Genomic DNA, 19,906 nt, shown 5'->3' on the forward strand with positions numbered 1-19,906 from the left:
CTGTGGCTGTGGCTGTGGCTGTGGCTGTGGCTGTGGCTGTCCAGATAAAACCAAACTGCTAAACCAGTCAAGTCATTAATGCATCAGACATAAAAAAGGCCGAACATATTGTCCGGCCTTTTATAACTAAGACTTATTTACTCTGCAGTGTCTTCAACAGCTTCAGCTGCTTCAGGACGACCTACTAGTTCAATATACGCCATAGGCGCTTTATCACCAGTACGTAGACCGCACTTAAGAATACGAGTGTAACCACCAGGACGTTCCTGGAAGCGTGGACCCAATTCAGTAAATAATTTACCAACGACTTCAGCGTCGCGAGTACGTGCAAATGCCAAACGGCGGTTTGCAACACTATCACTCTTAGCAAGTGTTATCAGAGGTTCAACTACGCGACGCAGTTCTTTCGCTTTAGCTACAGTAGTTCGGATCACTTCGTGACGAACTATTGAGCATGCCATGTTGCGAAACATAGCTTTACGATGACTGCTGTTACGATTTAGTTGACGACCACTCTTACGATGGCGCATGACCTAATCCTTATTACCTATATCTGTACTAATCTGGACTTAAAGGTCGTCTACTAAACTAGCTGGAGGCCAGTTTTCGAGACGCATACCTAACGACAGTCCGCGAGATGCAAGAACATCCTTAATTTCGGTAAGAGATTTCTTACCCAAGTTAGGTGTTTTCAACAGCTCAACTTCAGTGCGTTGTACCAGATCGCCGATGTAATGAATCGCTTCAGCCTTCAAACAGTTGGCTGAACGTACAGTTAGCTCTAAATCGTCGACAGGACGCAACAATATCGGATCGAACTCCGGCTTCTCTTCGACTGGTGCAGCCTCAGTCACATCACGTAATTCAACAAACGCATCTAGCTGTTCAGCCAAAATTGTTGCAGAACGACGTATTGCTTCCTCGGGATCGATAGTACCGTTTGTGGTCATATCAATAACGAGTTTATCTAAGTCTGTACGCTGCTCAACACGTGCGGCTTCAACATTATAAGCAATGCGAGCTACAGGTGAGAACGAAGAATCAACCAACAAACGGCCGATAGGGCGATCATCGTCTTCAGTTTGTGCACGGGCAGAAGCCGGTACATAACCACGACCACGCTCTACGCGGATACGCATGCTGACGTCATTATTACCTGTCAAATGACAGATAACATGGTCAGGATTCATGATAGTAACATCACCATCATGCGTGATATCTGCTGCAGTAACAGGGCCTGCGCCTGACTTACTAAGCGTAAGCATAGCTTCGTCTTTCCCTTCGATAACAACTGCTAAACCTTTAAGGTTAAGCAATATCTCGAGGATATCTTCTTGCACGCCTTCCTTGCTACTGTATTCATGCAGTACACCATCGATCTCTACTTCGGTTACCGCGCAGCCTGGCATAGACGACAATAGGATACGACGCAACGCGTTACCTAAAGTGTGACCAAAACCACGCTCTAGCGGCTCCAGTGTAACTCTGGCACGTGTTGGATTAACCTGCTCGATATCAACGAGACGCGGTTTAAGAAATTCTGTAACAGAACCCTGCATTGTGTCCTCTCTTTTGTTTTAACTTTACTTAGAGTAAAGTTCGACGATCAGCTGTTCGTTAATTTCCGCAGACAAATCACTACGTTCAGGTAGACGCTTAAAAGCACCTTCCATCTTAGTGCTGTCAACTTCAACCCATGTTGGCTTTTCGCGTTGAGCCGACACTTCTAAAGCCGCTTTAATACGAGCTTGAGTACGTGACTTCTCGCGAACGCTCACTACATCATTCGCAGACACTTTGAATGATGGAATGTTAACGACGCTACCATTAACCATAATTGACTTATGGCTAATTAGCTGACGTGATTCAGCGCGTGTTGCACCAAAGCCCATACGATAAACTACGTTATCAAGACGGGTTTCTAAAAGAGTAAGTAGGTTTTCACCAGTGTTACCTTTAGTACGTGCAGCATCTTTGTAGTAGTTACGGAATTGCTTTTCTAGCACACCATAAATACGACGAACTTTTTGTTTCTCGCGTAGCTGTACGCCATACTCAGACAGACGGGTCTTACGAGCGCCGTGTTGTCCAGGTGCAGTTTCAAGCTTACACTTCGAATCAATTGCTCTCACACCGCTTTTTAGGAAAAGGTCAGTACCTTCTCTGCGGCTGAGCTTGAGCTTTGGACCCAAGTATCTTGCCATGTTCTTTCTCCAACGATCCTATTAAAAACGACGAATTAAACGCGACGTTTCTTAGGAGGACGACAACCATTATGAGGGATAGGCGTCACATCGGTAATGTTAGTAATTTTATAACCAACCGAATTTAGTGCACGAATCGCTGATTCGCGCCCTGGACCTGGACCCTTCACAAAAACTTCAAGGTTCTTAACACCGTAATCCTGAGCAGCAGTACCTGCACGCTCAGCAGCAACCTGTGCAGCAAATGGGGTAGATTTACGTGAACCACGGAAACCTGAACCACCAGAAGTTGCCCAAGATAGTGCGTTACCTTGACGATCTGTAATGGTAATAATAGTGTTGTTGAAAGACGCATGTATATGCGCCATACCATCAGCAACCTGTTTACGTACACGCTTACGCGGAGAACGTGACGGAACTTTAGCCATTGTGGATTACCCCGTTACTTTCTAATTGGTTTACGTGGACCTTTACGCGTACGCGCATTGGTCTTAGTACGTTGCCCACGAAGGGGAAGGCTACGACGATGGCGAAGGCCACGGTAACAACCAAGGTCCATAAGACGCTTGATGTTCATGGAAACTTCGCGACGTAAATCACCTTCTACAATGTAGTTGGCAACTTCTTCGCGTAGAGTATCTATTTGAGCTTCGCTCAATTCCTTGATCTTAGCATCTTCAGCAATTGAAGTAGCCGCGCAAATTGCTTGTGCGCGAGTACGGCCAATGCCGAAAATAGCAGTCAATGCAATGACTGCATGCTTTTGATCAGGAATGTTAATGCCAGCGATACGGGCCACTATGCACTCCTCAAGTTAAAGGTCATCTGTGAAAAGCCCGGTAGGATACTCGACAGACGACAATTTAGCAAATAATATTTTGACCAGCCCCGACTGGGCTGGTCAAATCTTTCTTTTAGCCTTGACGTTGTTTGTGTTTAGGTTCAACACAAATCACACGAACAACACCACTACGCTTTACGATCTTGCAGTTACGGCAGATCTTCTTCACGGAAGCTCGAACTTTCATTTCATCACTCCGAGATTGCTAAGTTAGCGACCAAAACGATCTAAATTCGCTTTGTTTACCAAATTAGCTTTCTTCATTACAGACTCATACTGATGAGACATCATATGGGTCTGAACTTGAGCCATGAAGTCCATGATTACGACTACCATAATAAGTAGCGAAGTACCGCCAAAATAGAACTGTACTTTCCACGCAATTAACATGAACTCCGGAATTAAGCAGATAAACGTAATGTACAACGCACCGGCTAATGTCAGGCGGGTCATTACTTTATCAATGTAACGCGAAGTCTGTTCTCCAGGACGAATCCCGGGAATAAACGCACCACTCTTCTTCAAGTTATCTGCTGTTTCGCGAGGGTTAAACACCAACGCAGTATAGAAGAAACAGAAAAAGATAATCGCTGTTGCATATAACAATGAGTACAACGGTTGTCCCGGTGACACAGCAAGTGAAAAATCACTTAACCATGACAAGGACTCATTTTGTCCAAACCACTGAGCCAGTGTGCCTGGAAACAAAATTATGCTGGACGCAAAAATAGGTGGTATAACACCAGCCATATTTATCTTCAGCGGTAAATGAGTGCTTTGCGCTGCAAAAACCTTTCGGCCTTGTTGACGCTTAGCATAGTTAACAACAATACGTCGTTGTCCACGCTCTACAAATACCACAAAATATGTGACAGCAAAAACAATTACTGCCAGCAACAACAATACTAGTACACTTATGTCGCCTTGACGCGCCTGCTCAGCCGTTTGACCGATAGCAGATGGTAGACCTGCAACAATACCTGCGAAAATTAATATCGAGATACCATTACCAATGCCTCTTTCGGTAATTTGCTCACCTAACCACATAAGGAACATTGTTCCAGTGACTAAACTCACAACCGCTACAAAGTAAAATCCGAATCCTAGGTTTACTACTAAACCTGGAACTAAGTTCGGAAGACCTGTTGCGATACCGATTGCCTGGAACGTACCCAGGACCAATGTGCCGTATCTAGTGTATTGACTAATCTTCTTTCGCCCTGACTCGCCTTCCTTTTTCAATTCAGCGAGAGCAGGATGAACGACTGTCAATAACTGCATAATGATCGATGCCGAAATATACGGCATGATACCTAATGCAAAAATAGAGGCACGTTCAAGGGCGCCACCAGAGAACATGTTAAACATGCCTAAGATGGTACCCTTTTGCTGATTAAACAGCTCTGCTAGTACAGCAGCGTCAATACCAGGAATTGGTACAAACGAACCGGCTCTAAAGACGATAATTGCACCAATCACGAACAGCAGGCGGGTTTTCAATTCAGATAAACCGCCCTTCGCGCTTTTTAAATCAAGTCCTGGTTTTGCCATCGACGTATTATTCCTCGATCTTGCCACCGGCAGCTTCAATAGCTGCACGTGCACCTTTGGTTGCCTTTAGACCTTTAACGGTCACAGGGCGCTCAATGGTACCTGAAAGAACGATTTTAGCAAACTGTATGTTGCGAGTAACTAGATTCGCATCTTTCAGCGCATTTAGGTCGATAACATCACCGTTAACTTTAGCTAGTTCGCTAATGCGAACTTCTGCTGATACCAACGCACGACGCGAGGTAAAACCAAACTTAGGTAGACGAATCTTAAGTGGCATTTGACCACCCTCGAAACCGACGCGAACGCCGCCGCCTGAACGAGACTTCTGTCCCTTGTGACCGCGGCCACAAGTTTTACCAGTCCCAGAACCGATACCGCGACCTACACGCTTAGCTGCTGATTTAGCACCTGCAGCAGGTGATAGAGTATTTAGACGCATCTTATACTTCCTCCACCGAAACCATGTAGTAAACCTTGTTAATCATACCGCGAACTGAAGGAGTATCTTCAACTTCGACTGTATGATTAATGCGGCGTAAACCTAGACCAGTCAAAGTTGCACGATGCTTAGGCAAACGTCCAATTGAACTTTTAGTCTGAGTTACTTTAAGTGTTTTAGTAGCCATGGTGCTTAACCTCGAATTTCTTTAACATTCAGGCCACGCTTAGCTGCAATTTGTGATGGTGACTTCATGTGCACCAACGCATCTACAGTTGCGCGAACGATGTTAATCGGGTTAGTAGAACCGTATGCTTTTGACAGAACGTTATGAACGCCTGCTACTTCCAATACGGCACGCATTGCGCCACCGGCAATAATACCGGTACCGTCAGAGGCTGGCTGCATGTAAACACGCGATCCAGTATGACGACCCTTTACAGGGTGGTGTAAAGTACCGTTGTTCAATTCAACGTTCACAATGTTACGGCGAGCCTTTTCCATTGCTTTCTGAATTGCTGCTGGTACTTCACGCGCTTTACCATAGCCAAAACCGACTTTACCGTTACCATCACCGACTACAGTTAGTGCAGTGAAGCTAAAGATACGTCCGCCTTTAACTACTTTAGAAACACGATTAACTGCAACTAACTTCTCTTGCAGATCGTCTTTTTGTTGAGCTTCAAATTTAGCCATTTTTCATCATTCCTTAGAACTTGAGGCCAGCTTCACGAGCGGCGTCTGCTAATGCAGCAACGCGTCCGTGATACTTGAAGCCGGAACGATCGAATGCAACTACAGCTACGCCTTTTTCGATAGCGCGCTCAGCAACGATTTTACCCACTACTTTAGCTGCATCAACGTTACCAGTGTACTTTAGCTGCTCTGATACTGCTTTCTCAGCAGTAGAAGCTGCCGCCAACACTACGTTTACAGGACTAATGACCTGAGCGTAAGTATGACGTGGTGTACGATGTACAACCAGACGATTAACGCCCAGCTCTTGGATCTTCTTACGGGCGCGTAGTGCGCGGCGTAAGCGAGATGTTTTCTTATCCATATCGCGTTACCTACTTCTTCTTAGCCTCTTTACGGCGTACTTGTTCATCAGCGTAGCGAACACCTTTACCTTTATAAGGCTCTGGTGGACGATGGCTGCGAATCTCAGCAGCTACCTGACCAATTAACTGCTTATCAGTACCTTTCAGTACGATTTCAGTTTGGCTAGGACACTCTGCTGTTACGCCGTCAGGAAGTTCGTGGACCAGTGGGTGAGAAAAACCTAAAGTTAAATCAATACCTTTACCAGCGATTTTCGCACGGTAACCGACACCAATTAACTGTAGTTTCTTTTCAAAGCCTACTGTTACACCAACAACCATATTGTTGATTAAAGCTCGAGCTGTACCCGCTTGAGCGGCAGTTTTCACGCCTTCAATTGGGCTACACTTAATTTCATTGTCTTCAATAACAATAGAAACGTCAGTGTTTATAACTCGAGTCAAACTACCTTTAGTACCTTTTACGGTGATAGTTTGTTCGTTTAAAGTCACTTCTACGCCGGCAGGAATAGCGACTGGTGCTTTTGCGACACGAGACATTGCTAGCTCCTTATGCTACGTAGCAGATAACTTCCCCGCCCATGCCATTTTGGCGGGCAGTACGATCAGTCATCAAACCTTTAGAAGTGGACACGATAGCGACACCCAGTCCGCCCATAACCTTTGGAAGTTCGTTTTTACTTTTGTAAATACGAAGTCCCGGACGGCTAACGCGCTGGATAGTCTCTACGACTGGCTGACCTTGAAAGTACTTTAAAGTAATTTCCAATTCAGGCTTGGCTTCATCTGCTACGGCGTAGTCAGTGATATAACCTTCTTCTTTAAGCATTTTCGCAATAGCGATTTTTAGCTTAGCAGAAGGCATCTTCACAGATACGTGTTTAGCAGCTTGGCCGTTACGAATACGTGTTAACATATCCGCAATAGGATCTTGCATGCTCATATTAGCTTACTCCGTGACAAGTGCTTACCAGCTGGCTTTACGTAGGCCAGGAACTTCACCGCGCATAGTTGCTTCACGTAATTTAATACGGCTAAGGCCGAATTTACGTAGGAAACCATGTGGGCGACCAGTTTGACTACAGCGATTGCGCTGACGCGCTGCGCTAGAGTCACGTGGAAGAGCTTGTAACTTAAGTACGGCATCCCAACGATCTTCATCAGAAGTTGTTGAGCTGCTAATGATAGCTTTAAGAGCTAGACGCTTTTCAGCGAACTTAGCTACGAGCTTGGCACGTTTTACTTCACGTGCTTTCATTGAACTTTTTGCCATTACGCTACCCTTATTTCTTGAATGGGAAGTTAAAGCCTTCGAGCAAAGCTCGGCCTTCTTCATCATTCTTCGCAGAAGTAGTGATTACAATATCCATACCGCGGATCTTATCGATTTTATCGTATTCGATCTCTGGAAAGATTATTTGTTCACGCACGCCCATCGCATAGTTACCGCGACCGTCGAATGATTTAACACTCATACCACGGAAATCACGGATACGCGGGATTGCGATATCTACTAAACGCTCTAAGAATTCCCACATACGCTCACCGCGCAGTGTAACCTTACAGCCTATTGGGTAGCCTTCACGGATTTTAAAACCAGCAACTGACTTACGAGCTACAGTCACTACTGGCTTCTGACCAGCGATAGCAGTCATGTCACGGAGCGCATGCTCCATAACTTTCTTATCTGCTACTGCTTCGCCAACACCCATATTAAGGGTGATCTTTTCAATCCGAGGGACTTGCATGACACTGCTAAAACCAAACTTTGTTACAAGCTCAGGACTAACAGTCTCTTTATATTTATCATGCAGTTTCGCCATCGTTTACTCCAATTACTTTACGAGTTCACTGTTCGACTTAAAGAAACGGACTTTTTTGCCGTCTTCAAATCGGAAACCAACGCGATCAGCTTTGCCAGTGGCAGAGTTGAAAATCGCTACGTTTGATGCTTGTATCGGTGCTTCTTGCTCAACAATACCGCCAGCTACGCCCAATTGTGGGTTTGGCTTTTGGTGTTTCTTGACAAGGTTAAGACCTTCTACAATTAATTTACCAGTAGTAAGAACTTGAGAAACATTACCGCGTTTCCCCTGGTCTTTACCAGCTAGTACAATTACTTCGTCTTGACGACGTATTTTTGCTGCCATTTTGAAGCTCCTTACAGTACTTCTGGTGCCAGCGAGACAATTTTCATAAATTGCTCTGTACGCAATTCACGTGTCACTGGTCCAAAGATACGAGTACCAATCGGTGCAAGGTTTGCATTAAGCAAAACCGCTGCGTTCCGATCGAAGCGAATGACAGAACCGTCTGGACGACGTACGCCTTTCTTAGTACGGACTACCACCGCGTTATATACATCACCTTTCTTCGCTTTACCGCGAGGAATAGCTTCCTTTACAGAAACCTTGATGACGTCGCCGATTCCGGCATAACGACGATGAGAGCCACCCAAGACCTTAATACACTGAACTCTACGAGCGCCACTGTTACAGGCGACTTCTAGAGTCGATTGCATTTGGATCATTTTAAGTGCTCCGCTATCGTTACTTCACATTCCCACAAAGGGGGTACATTTTCTGTCCAAATTTAGACTTTAATTTAGTCAAATTTGGCGCGCAAGTGTAACACCCAAAAATAGGAATAGATAGTACTAAAAATACAAACGGCTCCAAGCAATGGAGCCGTTTACCTAAACGCCTAATAATATTAGGCTTTTGTTACTACTTCAACCAGAGTCCAAGACTTAGTCTTAGAAAGCGGGCGACATTCGCGAATAGTCACGACATCACCAGCATTACACTGATTCTGCTCATCATGAGCATGGATCTTAGTAGTACGCTTAAGGAACTTACCGTATAACGGATGTTTAACCTTACGCTCAATAGCTACAGTGATAGACTTGTCCATCTTGTTGCTAAGTACTCGACCCTGTAAAGTACGGATATTATCAGTCATTACACACCCGCCTTAGAAGTAATAATGGTCTTAACGCGCGCAATGTTACGACGCACGATTTTAAGCTGTTGAGTTTGAGTCAACTGACCAGTGGCGTGTTGCATACGCAGATTAAACTGCTCACGCAGCAGACCAAGCAGTTCAGCGTTCAATTCTTCAACGCTCTTTTCTGTTAGTTCGCTCGCTTTCATTACATCACCGTCTTAGTTACGAAGGTAGTCTTAAGAGGCAACTTGGAAGCAGCAAGAGCGAAAGCTTCACGAGCCAACTCTTCTGGTACACCATTCATCTCATAAAGAACCTTACCTGGTTGAATTTGGGCTACCCAATATTCAACGTTACCCTTACCTTTACCCATACGCACTTCAAGAGGCTTAGAGGTAATTGGCTTATCAGGGAAAACGCGGATCCAGATTTGACCTTGACGTTTAATATGACGTGTCATAGCACGACGCGCAGCTTCAATTTGACGAGCAGTTAGACGACCACGTCCAACAGCTTTCAAACCGAATTCACCGAAGCTTACTTCAGTGCCGTTCGCAAGACCGCGGTTACGGCCCTTGAACATTTTGCGGAACTTTGTTCTTTTTGGTTGCAGCATTGCCAGCTCTCCTATTTACCGCGAGGCTTGCGCTTCGGCTGCTGTTTCGGCTCTTCATGCTGAGGAACGATACCGTCTAGAACTTCACCTTTGAAGACCCAAACTTTAACGCCAATCACACCGTATTGAGTGTGACTCTCAGAAGTAGAATAGTCGATATCAGCACGAAGAGTATGCAAAGGTACACGACCCTCACGATACCATTCCGAGCGCGCAATTTCAGCGCCGCCTAGACGGCCGCTAACTTGTACCTTGATACCTTTCGCGCCAAGACGCATTGCGTTTTGAACTGCGCGCTTCATAGCACGACGGAACATAACACGACGCTCTAACTGCGAAGCGATGCCATCGGCAACAAGCTTAGCATCTAGCTCAGGCTTACGGATCTCAGCGATGTTAATTTGAGCTGGAATACCAGTCAATTTAGCAACTGCATTGCGTAGCTTTTCTACGTCTTCGCCTTTCTTACCAATCACAACACCTGGACGGGCTGTGTGGATAGTAACACGAACACTTTTAGCTGGACGCTCGATAACAATTTTAGAAACTGATGCTTGCTTAAGTTTCTTTTCAAGAAACTTACGCACTTCCCAGTCACTATTCAAGTTATTGGCATAGTCTGACTTGTCAGCGTACCATGTCGAGATCCAAGGCTTAGTGATACCCAGACGGATACCATTAGGATGTACTTTCTGTCCCATTGCTAACTCCTAGCGATCTGATACAACCACAGTAATGTGGCTGGTACGCTTGATTATGCGATCAGCACGGCCTTTGGCACGTGGCATGATACGCTTCATAGTTGGACCTTCATCGATCATAATCTTTCCAACTCTTAATTCGTCAATGTCAGCACCTTCATTGTGCTCAGCATTGGCGATAGCAGAGTCCAGTACTTTTTTAACAAGTACGGCAGCTTTCTTAGGGCTGAAAGTTAGAATTTCGAGAGCCTTAGCAACAGGCAGTCCACGGATTTGATCTGCAACCAAACGACACTTTTGAGGCGACGTACGGGCAAAACGATGTATAGCTAAAACTTCCATCTTATTCCTCCCGTATTAACGCTTCTTCGCTTTCTTATCTGCAGCATGGCCGCGATAAGTGCGTGTTGGTGAAAACTCACCAAGCTTGTGGCCGATCATTTCGTCAGTTACGAACACAGGTACGTGCTGACGACCATTATGGACAGCGATGGTCAACCCAATCATATTAGGGATGATCATAGAGCGGCGAGACCAAGTCTTAATAGGCTTCTTGTCTCCAGCTTCCATCGCTTTCTCTACCTTCTTCAGCAAGTGTAGGTCAATGAATGGACCTTTCTTGAGAGAACGTGGCATGGCGAATCCTCTTACTTTTTATTGCGACGACGTACAATGTACTTGTCGGTGCGTTTGTTACTACGAGTCTTATAACCCTTAGTAGGCATACCCCAAGGTGAAACAGGGTGACGGCCACCAGATGTACGGCCTTCACCACCACCATGTGGGTGATCAACTGGGTTCATTGCAACACCACGAACTGTCGGGCGTACGCCTCTCCAGCGTTTAGCACCTGCTTTACCTAACTGGCGTAGCATATGCTCGGCGTTACCAACTTCACCCAATGTCGCGCGGCAATCAACCGGCACTTTACGCATTTCGCCAGAGCGAAGACGTAGAGTGGCGTATGCGCCATCACGAGCAATAACTTGTACATAAGCACCAGCAGAACGAGCGATTTGAGCACCTTTACCAGGCTTCATTTCGACTGCGTGCACTACGCTACCCACAGGGATATTACGTAGAGGCAATGCGTTACCGCTCTTGATCTCTGCATCGATACCAGACTGGATTGCATCTCCAGCTTTCATGCCTTTAGCGGCAATGATGTAACGACGCTCACCGTCAGCGTAAAGTACCAAAGCGATGTTAGCTGTACGGTTTGGATCATATTCCAAACGTTCAACCTTCGCAGGGATACTGTCTTTATTACGCTTAAAGTCGATTAGACGATAATGTTGCTTATGACCACCACCAATGTGGCGGACAGTGATACGACCAGTATTGTTACGGCCACCACTTTTTGATTTCTTCGCCAACAGGCCTGCAAAAGGTTTACCTTTATGCAGATCGTTGTTCACCACTTTAACTAGATGGCGACGACCTGGAGAGGTTGGCTTACACTTAATAACTGCCACGATAATTCTCCTTTGCTTATTCAGCGCCGCCGACGAAATCGATGTCAGCACCTTCAGCTAGAGTAACATAGGCTTTTTTCCAATCGCTACGACGGCCTGTACGGGCACCGTGACGCTTAGTTTTACCTTTGTTAACCAAAGTGCGAACTGAATCGACTTCAACTTCGAATAGCTGTGCTACTGCAGCTTTAACTTCAGCTTTAGTTGCATCGATAGCTACACGGAAAACAACTGTATTGGTTTTCTCAGCGTTCACAGTGCTCTTTTCAGAAACATGTGGAGCAAGAATAACTTTTAACAAACGTTCTTCGCTTATCATCCCAGCATCTCCTCGATTTGCTTAATAGCTTCAGCAGTTACGAGTACTTTGTTGAATGCGATAAGGCTAACTGGATCAATACCAGCAACATCACGAACATCAACTTTGTACAAGTTACGAGCAGCTAAGAACAAGTTCTCGTCAACTTCTGGAGTAACAATCAACACGTCTTCAAGTTGCATTTCAGCAAGTTTAGCTTTCAGCTCTTTAGTTTTAGGAGCATCAACACTAAACGACTCAACAACGATAAGACGGTCTTGACGTACCAATTCAGAGAATATGCTTTTCAGCGCTCCGCGGTACATCTTCTTGTTAACTTTTTGGCTGTGATCTTGTGCTTTAGCAGCGAATGTTACGCCACCGCCACGCCAGATTGGGCCTTTAACAGTACCGGCACGTGCGCGGCCAGTACCTTTTTGGCGCCATGGCTTTTTGCCAGAGCCAACTACTTCTGCACGAGTCTTTTGAGCACGAGTGCCCTGACGTGCGTTTGCAGCGTAAGCTACAACTACCTGATGAACCAGTGCTTCGTTAAAGTCACGGCCGAAGGTAGTTTCGGAAACTTCAAGAGCACTCTGTGCGTCTTTCAATACCAATTCCATTACTATCTCCTCAGACCTTAAGCTTTAACAGCTGGTTTGATGATCAGGTCGCCATTAGTAGCGCCTGGAACTGCACCCTTAACCAGTAGCAAGTTACGTTCAGCATCTACACGTATAACGTCTAGATTCTGCGTAGTAACACGCTCTGCACCCATGTGGCCTGACATTTTCTTACCTTTGAAAACGCGACCAGGTGTCTGGTTTTGACCAATAGAACCGTTAGATCTATGAGCCAAAGAGTTACCATGAGTCATATCTTGGGCATGGAAGTTCCAACGCTTAATACCGCCTTGGAAGCCTTTACCTTTTGATTGACCAGTTACATCTACTTTCGCAATTTCAGCGAAAATATCTACATTAAGCTCAGCACCAACTTCGATACCTTCACCTTCACCATCTGCCAAACGCATTTCCCATAAACCACGACCGGCTTCAACGCCTGCCTTAGCAAAGTGACCTGCTTCTGGTTTAGTGATGCGATTAGCTTTTTTAGTACCAGTAGTTACTTGAAGTGCGCGGTAACCGTCTGTATCCAAAGTTCTCACTTGGGTTACACGGTTAGCAGCAATTTCAATTACTGTTACAGGTACCGACGCGCCATCTTCATTGAAGATACGTGTCATACCTACTTTACGACCGATAAGACCGATAGCCATCTCTCAAACCTCTTCTAAGCTCAATTAACCCAAGCTAATTTGAACGTCAACGCCAGCTGCAAGATCTAAACGCATAAGTGCGTCTACAGTCTTTTCAGTCGGCTCGACGATATCAACAAGACGCTTGTGAGTACGAAGTTCGTACTGATCACGCGCATCTTTATTAACGTGTGGAGAAGTCAAAATGGTATAACGTTCTTTACGCGTAGGAAGTGGAATTGGACCACGAACCTGTGCGCCTGTACGCTTAGCAGTTTCAACGATTTCCGCAGTAGACTGATCAATCAAACGATGATCAAATCCTTTTAAGCGGATACGGATTCTTTGGTTCTGCATTGACCAGAGCTCCTAAAATGTACACATAAAAAATCACCCTCTAGCTTCTTCCTTTTGGAAAAGCAGAGCGAGATGATTTAACCGTTCGACTCACAATCGGAGTCGCTGTTTTTTTACGTCAACCTCAAGGGTAGACCAATTTAAATCGCCTAATGGTTAAGGCGAGGGGGTATTATACTGACTTTAGCGCTCAGATCAACCCCACTGTTTGAAATACCGTCAAATAGACAGAATTCAATAAAGTGGCGGCTATTATACCGAGCCAGATCAAGATTACTAGCCCCAATAACTTTCTTTCGGAAATAAAAAAGGCAGCCTAGGCTGCCTTTTTTTGATATTGAGTTAAGACTCGTTGCTATTAAGCAACAATCTTAGCTACAACACCAGCACCAACAGTACGGCCACCTTCACGGATAGCGAAGCGTAAACCTTCATCCATCGCGATTGGGCAGATTAGTGTAACTGTCATCTGTACGTTATCACCAGGCATTACCATCTCAACGCCTTCAGGCAATTCGATAGTACCAGTTACATCCGTTGTACGGAAATAGAACTGTGGACGGTAACCTTTGAAGAATGGAGTGTGACGTCCGCCTTCTTCTTTAGACAGAACGTAGATTTCTGACTCAAAAGTTGTATGTGGAGTAATTGAACCTGGAGCAGCAAGAACCTGACCACGTTCAACATCTTCACGCTTAGTACCACGTAGAAGAACACCACAGTTTTCGCCAGCACGACCTTCGTCAAGTAGCTTGCGGAACATTTCAACACCAGTACAAGTAGTCTTAGTAGTATCACGGATACCAATAATTTCGACTTCTTCACCAATCTTGATGATACCGCGCTCTACACGACCAGTTACAACTGTACCACGGCCTGAGATTGAGAAAACATCTTCGATTGGAAGAATGAATGCACCATCAATAGCACGCTCTGGCTCTGGAATATAAGTATCAAGTGCTTCTGCAAGCTCAAGAATTTTAGCTTCCCACTCTGGCTCGCCTTCAAGGGCTTTAAGCGCAGAACCTTGGATAACTGGTAAGTCATCACCTGGGAAGTCATATTCAGAAAGAAGTTCACGAACTTCCATTTCTACAAGCTCAAGAAGCTCTTCGTCATCTACCATGTCACATTTGTTCATGAATACGATGATGAATGGTACGCCAACCTGACGTGAAAGCAGGATGTGCTCACGTGTTTGTGGCATTGGACCATCTGTAGAAGCAACTACTAGAATCGCGCCGTCCATTTGAGCAGCACCAGTGATCATGTTTTTAACATAATCGGCGTGACCAGGACAATCTACGTGTGCGTAGTGACGTGCAGGTGTGTCATATTCGATGTGAGAAGTATTAATTGTAATACCGCGCTCACGCTCTTCAGGAGCATTATCGATTTGTGCGAAATTCTTAACTTCACCACCGTAAGTCTTAGTTAACACAGACGAGATAGCAGCAGTAAGAGTTGTTTTACCATGGTCGACGTGACCAATAGTACCCACGTTAACGTGCGGTTTAATACGTTCAAATTTTTCTTTAGCCATGGTATTGCCCCAATCCAAAATACTGGTGATGAAACTGCATGTAGCAAAAAATCCGATGCATAAATGCTACCGAATCAGTGAGTAAGATAATTAAGATATATAAGAAGCAGGAGGCGTGCTGACAGAAGGTCTTAAACGGGAAAAAGCACTCGTAATCGAGTGCTTTCTACTGATTAAGTATTATCAGCAAGAATTTGGAGCGGATGGCGGGAATCGAACCCGCGTTATCAGCTTGGAAGGCTGGAGTAATACCATTATACGACATCCGCGTAACCTACTTCAGGCTACCTAACTAACTAGAAAGTGGTGGAGGGAGAAGGATTCGAACCTTCGAAGGCTGAGCCGTCAGATTTACAGTCTGATCCCTTTGGCCACTCGGGAACCCCTCCAGGGAAATGGTGCCGGCACCAAGAGTCGAACTCGGGACCTACTGATTACAAGTCAGTTGCTCTACCAACTGAGCTATGCCGGCGTGTCATTTCGGTAGCGGATATTATGGAAGTGTGAGCATAAGTGCAATAGCAAAATCGTTTTTTTTCTAAAAAAAACGCCAACAGAGGTTTTTTTACGCGCATTTCCGCCTTAATGTTTACTTTTAAGCCAATTAAATTGATTTGCTCAACATTGACTAAACGACTATCCCGTAGCAGTTGTCGATAATAAATTCATAGTGTAATCTGCCCTCCTTAACGGAGAACTTCGCAATGACGCAAAACAATCAAATTCATAAAGCACTTTACCTACCTTTCGAGCGTCAGCAATGGGCTGAATTGAGAGAATCGGTGCCTTTAACACTCAGTGAAAATGATCTAGCGGATCTGCGCGGTATCAACGAAAAAATATCACTGTCAGAAGTCACTGATATTTATCTCCCTTTAAGTCGACTACTCAATCTTAACGTCGGTGCTAAACAGCAACGCGGCTTAGCACTGAATGAATTTCTCGGCCGTGTTCCGCCGAAAAGACCCTACATTATTAGCATTGCTGGCAGTGTCGCTGTAGGGAAAAGCACTACAGCGCGTATTTTGCAGGCACTACTAAGTCATTGGCCCGAACATCCTAAAGTCGATTTAATGACTACAGATGGTTTCCTGCATCCTCTGGCAGAGCTTAAACGTCGTGGTTTAATGCAACGTAAAGGATTTCCTGAAAGTTACGATATGAAGGGGTTAGTTGAGTTTATTTCAGCAGTAAAAGCGGGAGAGTCGGCCGTCAGTGCCCCCATCTACTCTCATATCACCTACGACAGAATACCGAATCAGTTACAGTGGGTCCGTCAACCCGACATTCTCATTATTGAAGGTTTAAATGTATTGCAGACGGGTCAAGACTCAGCGGTAGACACTCGACGTCCATTTGTATCTGATTTTGTCGACTTTAGTATCTATGTTGATGCTGAAGAAGAATTATTAAAGAAATGGTATATAGAACGTTTTCTACAATTTAGAACCGGAGCATTTAGTGAAGATAGCTCTTATTTTCACCATTACTCTCAATTAAGCGATGCTGAAGCAACAGCAATAGCATCAAAAATTTGGGACAGCATCAACGGACCAAACTTAACCTTAAATATCCACCCAACTCGTGAACGAGCTCATCTTATTTTGCAAAAAGGACCGGACCATCGAATGGATCAAGTCCTCCTAAGAAAATAGTACTCGTTAAGTTAACGATCGCAGGCTTATTTCACCACCAATAAAACTCTTTAGGCCGTTGGCAGTCTCGAGCACCACGGCTCCCTGCTGATCAATACCTCTGCAAATGCCTTGAACTTCCTCAGTACCTATAATGAGCTTAATCTCTTGGCCGTTAAAGAGATCTGCCTCTCCCCATCTGGCTTGAAAAGGCGCTAAACCTTCATCTTGAAACTTGCACAGATCTTGCTGCAATTGTTTCTGCAACAACGTTAGCAATGCTGTCTTATTTGGCATGTTTTCCAGAGAGGTTAAATCACTCCAAGGCTGGTCAATTGATTTTCCTTGCTGTTCACTCATCGCCATATTCAAACCAATGCCGATCACAAGATTGCATTCGCTGTCGGTGTGGCCACTCATCTCAATCAGTACACCCGCTAATTTCTTACCTGCCAAGTAGATATCATTAGGCCACTTAACTCCCACATTGGGCACTTCTAATTGCTCAAGCACTGACACAATAGAACACGCAACCACTAAACTTAGCCCCATCGCCTGAGCCATTCCCTGCGGAAACTGCCAATACATAGAAAAATAAAGATGACATCCATAAGGCGACACCCAAACACGCCCTCTTCGGCCTCGCCCTGCGGACTGATATTCAGCGACACAAATATCACCAGAATCGAGCTCATCAGCATGCTTTAGAATAAAACCATTGGTACTGGGGATCTCATCAAAATAGAAACATCGCTGCTTCACTCCGCTTTTTAACGTGCTTTCATCCACTAACGATAGCGGGTTACTCAACTTATAGCCTTTACCTTTGACGCAATAAATATCAACGCCATAACCTTCCAGTCCGCTAATATGGTTAGCGACTGCCGTTCTCGATACCCCAAGCTTTGCCGCTAACGCTTCGCCTGAAACAAAGTGCCCATTAGCAAGTTCAGCTAAGATACTGCGCTTACGACTCCATTGTTCTGCCATGTTATAAGTTCCTTTCTCCAGTCGCCGCGATCATTCTAGGTTCTGGTTCTAATTTGATACCAAATTTGTCTTCAATACAATCGACCACATGCTGCGCCAACGCTAAAATATCATGACTGGTGGCATTGCCTCGGTTTATTAATACCAACGCTTGATCTTGATGTACTGCAGCACCGCCAACTTGATAACCTTTTAATCCAGCATTCTCAATGAGCCAACCTGCGGCAACTTTTGTATTAGCTATCCCTAGAGGATATCCGACGATGCTCGGGAATTGATGCACTAAAGCATTAAATTGATGGTTAGCAATCACAGGGTTTTTAAAGAAACTACCGGCATTACCAACCTTGTTAGGATCAGGTAACTTAGTCATTCGAGTTTTGCAGATACAGTCAAACACTTCTCTTGGCGTTACATTGGTATTTTTTAGTGCCTTAAGTGGTCCATAATCCAATTTAGGTCTCCATATTTTAGCGACTTTAAAGCCCACTCTAGTAATCAGTGCTTTACCTAATAATTGCTGCTTGAAAATTGAATCTCTATAAGCAAACTGACAATCTTTTGCATTAAGTCGAATATGCTTGCCAGTGGCAAGTTCCACGTATTCAACCCAGTCGCATATATCCGTTAACTCAACACCGTAAGCACCGATATTTTGAATCGGCGCAGCACCCACCTTGCCGGGAATAAGCGCAAGGTTTTCTAATCCCGCAATATTTTTCGCCAAACAAAAGCAAATGAGTTCATGCCAGTTCTCTCCCGCTGCAACCGAAAGAAGGTGAAAATGTTCAGTGTCAGCAATTTCAATCCCTCTCGTTTCAACAAGTACCACAGTGCCCTCAAAATCGTCACAGAAAATGACGTTGCTACCACTACCAAGCACCAGCATAGGCTCTTTAGCTTGGTAAAGCGCTAAGCAGCAAGAGATTAGCTGCTCTGTGGTTTTAACGGTAATAAGCTCTCGACAGGAGTGTTCAAGCCCAAAGGTATTATGCGATTTTAGAGAAACGGAATGGGTCACTGAGGCAGTCTTATTCATCAAAGGAAAGTCACATTGTATCGTAAACCGATTACTCTCAGAAGCCCCTATCACCCAAGTTGGATTTAGCCAAAGACACAACGGGTTGGCACACGGCAGTTAACTCCCACATTTCATGGAGCCGGCCGCAAGTTCTCGTCATGGATCAAGTGTGCTGTCAGCATTCCCAGCCAACAAGATCTATAGTTTTGCTTCTACCTGTCCAACTTAATCAATAAACTACTTATCTTCAGCTGTTTTCATTTGAACCTTAGTAAAGATGCTGTATGTGATAGGTTTCAGTAGGTTTTTTGACGAAATTTCGCAGTCGTTTAGTCAAAGCATAATGTAATGAAGGTACACCACCTACTCAACAGGTCAGCAGAGCCAACGAGAGGCATTTCACATTCTGCAGCTTTGGGAGATTGGCTTTATATCTACTTTATCTACTAACGTAACTTTCTCAGCAAATAGTATTGCCTGTTCGATTAGAATTTTTGCAGTTACCACTTTTAAATACAGCTGAGATATAGGTATTCACTCAATAACCCGCCGCGGTTCTTGTTCTGTTATCGTGCGGTTTTACGGTAAAAAACGCAGTATTAGTTACTTTTACTCGGTCACAAATAAATTGAAAAAATCGCGATAGGTATATAAAAGTGACGAACTATATAATGCACTCACCCATTTCAGCTCAATAATAAACCAATGAGCCCGTATATTGTTTCTTTTTATGCCATAAAAAACAGACACGAAAAAGCCCTAGCATTGCTGCTAGGGCTTATCGTAATGTTGGCGGAGTGGACGAGACTCGAACTCGCGACCCCCGGCGTGACAGGCCGGTATTCTAACCAACTGAACTACCACTCCTTTAGCAAAAAGCCGAAGCATGATGCTAAATTCTTTTAAAGTCGCTAACGTGTCAAAGGTTAGTAGACTCGCTTTACCTCTTTATAAGAGATTAAGCTAAA

32 protein-coding genes and 4 tRNA genes are annotated in these 19,906 nt (G+C 44.7%); 1 reads left to right on the plus strand and 35 read right to left on the minus strand.

From position 1 onward, the window contains the following. Nucleotides 1-137 precede the first annotated feature (137 nt). The 32 genes from rplQ to CXF82_RS02835 all read right to left on the minus strand — a co-directional run bounded on the left by rplQ (nucleotide 138) and on the right by CXF82_RS02835 (nucleotide 15,765). On the minus strand, nucleotides 138-530 hold the full coding sequence (gene rplQ, locus CXF82_RS02680; protein ID WP_101089005.1) for a 50S ribosomal protein L17: 393 nt from the start codon (nucleotides 528-530) through the stop codon (nucleotides 138-140). 39 nt (nucleotides 531-569) lie between these two features. Continuing rightward, nucleotides 570-1,559 (minus strand): DNA-directed RNA polymerase subunit alpha, encoded by a 990-nt coding sequence (locus CXF82_RS02685; protein ID WP_101089004.1) that lies wholly within the window; start codon nucleotides 1,557-1,559, stop codon nucleotides 570-572. Nucleotides 1,560-1,583: 24 nt separating this feature from the next. Next, complete coding sequence (gene rpsD / locus CXF82_RS02690; RefSeq protein ID WP_101089003.1) at nucleotides 1,584-2,204, minus strand: 30S ribosomal protein S4; 621 nt, start codon at nucleotides 2,202-2,204, stop codon at nucleotides 1,584-1,586. Between the two features lie 35 nt (nucleotides 2,205-2,239). Further along, nucleotides 2,240-2,632, minus strand: a complete 393-nt coding sequence (gene rpsK / locus CXF82_RS02695) for a 30S ribosomal protein S11 (protein ID WP_012153476.1) — start codon at nucleotides 2,630-2,632, stop codon at nucleotides 2,240-2,242. 14 nt (nucleotides 2,633-2,646) lie between these two features. Further along, a complete protein-coding gene (rpsM, locus tag CXF82_RS02700; protein ID WP_101089002.1) occupies nucleotides 2,647-3,003 on the minus strand; it encodes a 30S ribosomal protein S13 in 357 nt (118 codons plus the stop codon). A gap of 115 nt (nucleotides 3,004-3,118) precedes the next feature. Further along, entirely contained in the window at nucleotides 3,119-3,232 is a 114-nt protein-coding gene (gene rpmJ / locus CXF82_RS02705) for a 50S ribosomal protein L36 (protein WP_006083579.1), read from the minus strand. A 23-nt stretch (nucleotides 3,233-3,255) separates the two neighbouring features. Further along, complete coding sequence (secY, locus tag CXF82_RS02710) at nucleotides 3,256-4,596, minus strand: preprotein translocase subunit SecY (protein ID WP_101089001.1); 1,341 nt, start codon at nucleotides 4,594-4,596, stop codon at nucleotides 3,256-3,258. A 7-nt stretch (nucleotides 4,597-4,603) separates the two neighbouring features. Beyond that, a complete protein-coding gene (gene rplO / locus CXF82_RS02715) occupies nucleotides 4,604-5,038 on the minus strand; it encodes a 50S ribosomal protein L15 (protein WP_101089000.1) in 435 nt (144 codons plus the stop codon). A 1-nt stretch (nucleotide 5,039) separates the two neighbouring features. Further along, a complete protein-coding gene (gene rpmD, locus CXF82_RS02720) occupies nucleotides 5,040-5,225 on the minus strand; it encodes a 50S ribosomal protein L30 (RefSeq protein WP_041410757.1) in 186 nt (61 codons plus the stop codon). A 5-nt stretch (nucleotides 5,226-5,230) separates the two neighbouring features. Further along, on the minus strand, nucleotides 5,231-5,734 hold the full coding sequence (gene rpsE, locus CXF82_RS02725) for a 30S ribosomal protein S5 (RefSeq protein WP_101088999.1): 504 nt from the start codon (nucleotides 5,732-5,734) through the stop codon (nucleotides 5,231-5,233). Nucleotides 5,735-5,747: 13 nt separating this feature from the next. Then, entirely contained in the window at nucleotides 5,748-6,098 is a 351-nt protein-coding gene (gene rplR / locus CXF82_RS02730; RefSeq protein ID WP_101088998.1) for a 50S ribosomal protein L18, read from the minus strand. Between the two features lie 10 nt (nucleotides 6,099-6,108). Beyond that, on the minus strand, nucleotides 6,109-6,639 hold the full coding sequence (gene rplF, locus CXF82_RS02735; protein WP_101088997.1) for a 50S ribosomal protein L6: 531 nt from the start codon (nucleotides 6,637-6,639) through the stop codon (nucleotides 6,109-6,111). A gap of 10 nt (nucleotides 6,640-6,649) precedes the next feature. Beyond that, nucleotides 6,650-7,042: a 30S ribosomal protein S8 gene (gene rpsH, locus CXF82_RS02740; RefSeq protein ID WP_101088996.1), complete on the minus strand. Its 393-nt coding sequence runs from the start codon at nucleotides 7,040-7,042 to the stop codon at nucleotides 6,650-6,652. 24 nt (nucleotides 7,043-7,066) lie between these two features. Continuing rightward, nucleotides 7,067-7,372 carry a 30S ribosomal protein S14 gene (gene rpsN / locus CXF82_RS02745; RefSeq protein ID WP_101088995.1) on the minus strand — a complete coding sequence of 102 codons (306 nt, stop codon included), beginning with the start codon at nucleotides 7,370-7,372 and terminating at the stop codon, nucleotides 7,067-7,069. A gap of 10 nt (nucleotides 7,373-7,382) precedes the next feature. Then, complete coding sequence (rplE, locus tag CXF82_RS02750; RefSeq protein ID WP_101088994.1) at nucleotides 7,383-7,922, minus strand: 50S ribosomal protein L5; 540 nt, start codon at nucleotides 7,920-7,922, stop codon at nucleotides 7,383-7,385. Between the two features lie 12 nt (nucleotides 7,923-7,934). Continuing rightward, nucleotides 7,935-8,249, minus strand: coding sequence for a 50S ribosomal protein L24 (rplX, locus tag CXF82_RS02755; protein ID WP_101088993.1), 315 nt, complete (start codon nucleotides 8,247-8,249; stop codon nucleotides 7,935-7,937). Nucleotides 8,250-8,260: 11 nt separating this feature from the next. Continuing rightward, entirely contained in the window at nucleotides 8,261-8,629 is a 369-nt protein-coding gene (rplN, locus tag CXF82_RS02760) for a 50S ribosomal protein L14 (protein WP_011863976.1), read from the minus strand. 182 nt (nucleotides 8,630-8,811) lie between these two features. Beyond that, nucleotides 8,812-9,060, minus strand: a complete 249-nt coding sequence (gene rpsQ / locus CXF82_RS02765; RefSeq protein ID WP_101088992.1) for a 30S ribosomal protein S17 — start codon at nucleotides 9,058-9,060, stop codon at nucleotides 8,812-8,814. Continuing rightward, entirely contained in the window at nucleotides 9,060-9,251 is a 192-nt protein-coding gene (gene rpmC / locus CXF82_RS02770; RefSeq protein ID WP_101088991.1) for a 50S ribosomal protein L29, read from the minus strand. The genes rpsQ and rpmC overlap by 1 nt, the downstream gene beginning before the upstream one ends. Next, nucleotides 9,251-9,661: a 50S ribosomal protein L16 gene (rplP, locus tag CXF82_RS02775; RefSeq protein WP_101088990.1), complete on the minus strand. Its 411-nt coding sequence runs from the start codon at nucleotides 9,659-9,661 to the stop codon at nucleotides 9,251-9,253. The genes rpmC and rplP overlap by 1 nt, the downstream gene beginning before the upstream one ends. Before the next feature lie 11 nt (nucleotides 9,662-9,672). Then, nucleotides 9,673-10,362 (minus strand): 30S ribosomal protein S3, encoded by a 690-nt coding sequence (gene rpsC, locus CXF82_RS02780; protein WP_101088989.1) that lies wholly within the window; start codon nucleotides 10,360-10,362, stop codon nucleotides 9,673-9,675. Between the two features lie 9 nt (nucleotides 10,363-10,371). Beyond that, nucleotides 10,372-10,704: a 50S ribosomal protein L22 gene (rplV, locus tag CXF82_RS02785; protein ID WP_101088988.1), complete on the minus strand. Its 333-nt coding sequence runs from the start codon at nucleotides 10,702-10,704 to the stop codon at nucleotides 10,372-10,374. A gap of 15 nt (nucleotides 10,705-10,719) precedes the next feature. Then, nucleotides 10,720-10,998: a 30S ribosomal protein S19 gene (gene rpsS, locus CXF82_RS02790; RefSeq protein ID WP_006083596.1), complete on the minus strand. Its 279-nt coding sequence runs from the start codon at nucleotides 10,996-10,998 to the stop codon at nucleotides 10,720-10,722. Between the two features lie 11 nt (nucleotides 10,999-11,009). Beyond that, nucleotides 11,010-11,837, minus strand: coding sequence for a 50S ribosomal protein L2 (rplB, locus tag CXF82_RS02795; protein ID WP_101088987.1), 828 nt, complete (start codon nucleotides 11,835-11,837; stop codon nucleotides 11,010-11,012). Between the two features lie 16 nt (nucleotides 11,838-11,853). Further along, entirely contained in the window at nucleotides 11,854-12,156 is a 303-nt protein-coding gene (gene rplW, locus CXF82_RS02800) for a 50S ribosomal protein L23 (protein WP_101088986.1), read from the minus strand. Continuing rightward, nucleotides 12,153-12,758 (minus strand): 50S ribosomal protein L4, encoded by a 606-nt coding sequence (gene rplD / locus CXF82_RS02805; RefSeq protein ID WP_101088985.1) that lies wholly within the window; start codon nucleotides 12,756-12,758, stop codon nucleotides 12,153-12,155. The genes rplW and rplD overlap by 4 nt, the downstream gene beginning before the upstream one ends. A 17-nt stretch (nucleotides 12,759-12,775) precedes the next feature. Next, on the minus strand, nucleotides 12,776-13,414 hold the full coding sequence (gene rplC, locus CXF82_RS02810) for a 50S ribosomal protein L3 (RefSeq protein ID WP_101088984.1): 639 nt from the start codon (nucleotides 13,412-13,414) through the stop codon (nucleotides 12,776-12,778). A gap of 24 nt (nucleotides 13,415-13,438) precedes the next feature. Next, entirely contained in the window at nucleotides 13,439-13,750 is a 312-nt protein-coding gene (rpsJ, locus tag CXF82_RS02815) for a 30S ribosomal protein S10 (RefSeq protein ID WP_005503530.1), read from the minus strand. Nucleotides 13,751-14,108: 358 nt separating this feature from the next. After that, on the minus strand, nucleotides 14,109-15,293 hold the full coding sequence (gene tuf / locus CXF82_RS02820; protein WP_101088972.1) for an elongation factor Tu: 1,185 nt from the start codon (nucleotides 15,291-15,293) through the stop codon (nucleotides 14,109-14,111). Nucleotides 15,294-15,488: 195 nt separating this feature from the next. Next, nucleotides 15,489-15,562, minus strand: a tRNA-Gly gene (locus CXF82_RS02825). 35 nt (nucleotides 15,563-15,597) lie between these two features. Beyond that, nucleotides 15,598-15,682: transfer RNA gene (locus CXF82_RS02830), tRNA-Tyr, on the minus strand. Nucleotides 15,683-15,689: 7 nt separating this feature from the next. Beyond that, nucleotides 15,690-15,765, minus strand: a tRNA-Thr gene (locus CXF82_RS02835). A 232-nt stretch (nucleotides 15,766-15,997) separates the two neighbouring features. Between CXF82_RS02835 and coaA the strand changes: the two genes are divergently transcribed. Next, entirely contained in the window at nucleotides 15,998-16,948 is a 951-nt protein-coding gene (coaA, locus tag CXF82_RS02840; protein ID WP_101088971.1) for a type I pantothenate kinase, read from the plus strand. A 6-nt stretch (nucleotides 16,949-16,954) separates the two neighbouring features. Here coaA and birA read toward each other — a convergent pair whose 3' ends face one another. From birA to CXF82_RS02855, 3 genes are all read right to left on the minus strand, one after another. Further along, entirely contained in the window at nucleotides 16,955-17,917 is a 963-nt protein-coding gene (gene birA, locus CXF82_RS02845) for a bifunctional biotin--[acetyl-CoA-carboxylase] ligase/biotin operon repressor BirA (RefSeq protein ID WP_101088970.1), read from the minus strand. 1 nt (nucleotide 17,918) lies between these two features. Further along, nucleotides 17,919-18,956, minus strand: coding sequence for a UDP-N-acetylmuramate dehydrogenase (gene murB / locus CXF82_RS02850; protein WP_101088969.1), 1,038 nt, complete (start codon nucleotides 18,954-18,956; stop codon nucleotides 17,919-17,921). 772 nt (nucleotides 18,957-19,728) lie between these two features. Then, a tRNA-Asp gene (locus tag CXF82_RS02855) sits at nucleotides 19,729-19,805 on the minus strand. Nucleotides 19,806-19,906 lie beyond the last annotated feature (101 nt).

The sequence above is a fragment of the Shewanella sp. GutDb-MelDb genome (genome assembly GCF_002836075.1).
Taxonomy (GTDB): domain Bacteria; phylum Pseudomonadota; class Gammaproteobacteria; order Enterobacterales; family Shewanellaceae; genus Shewanella.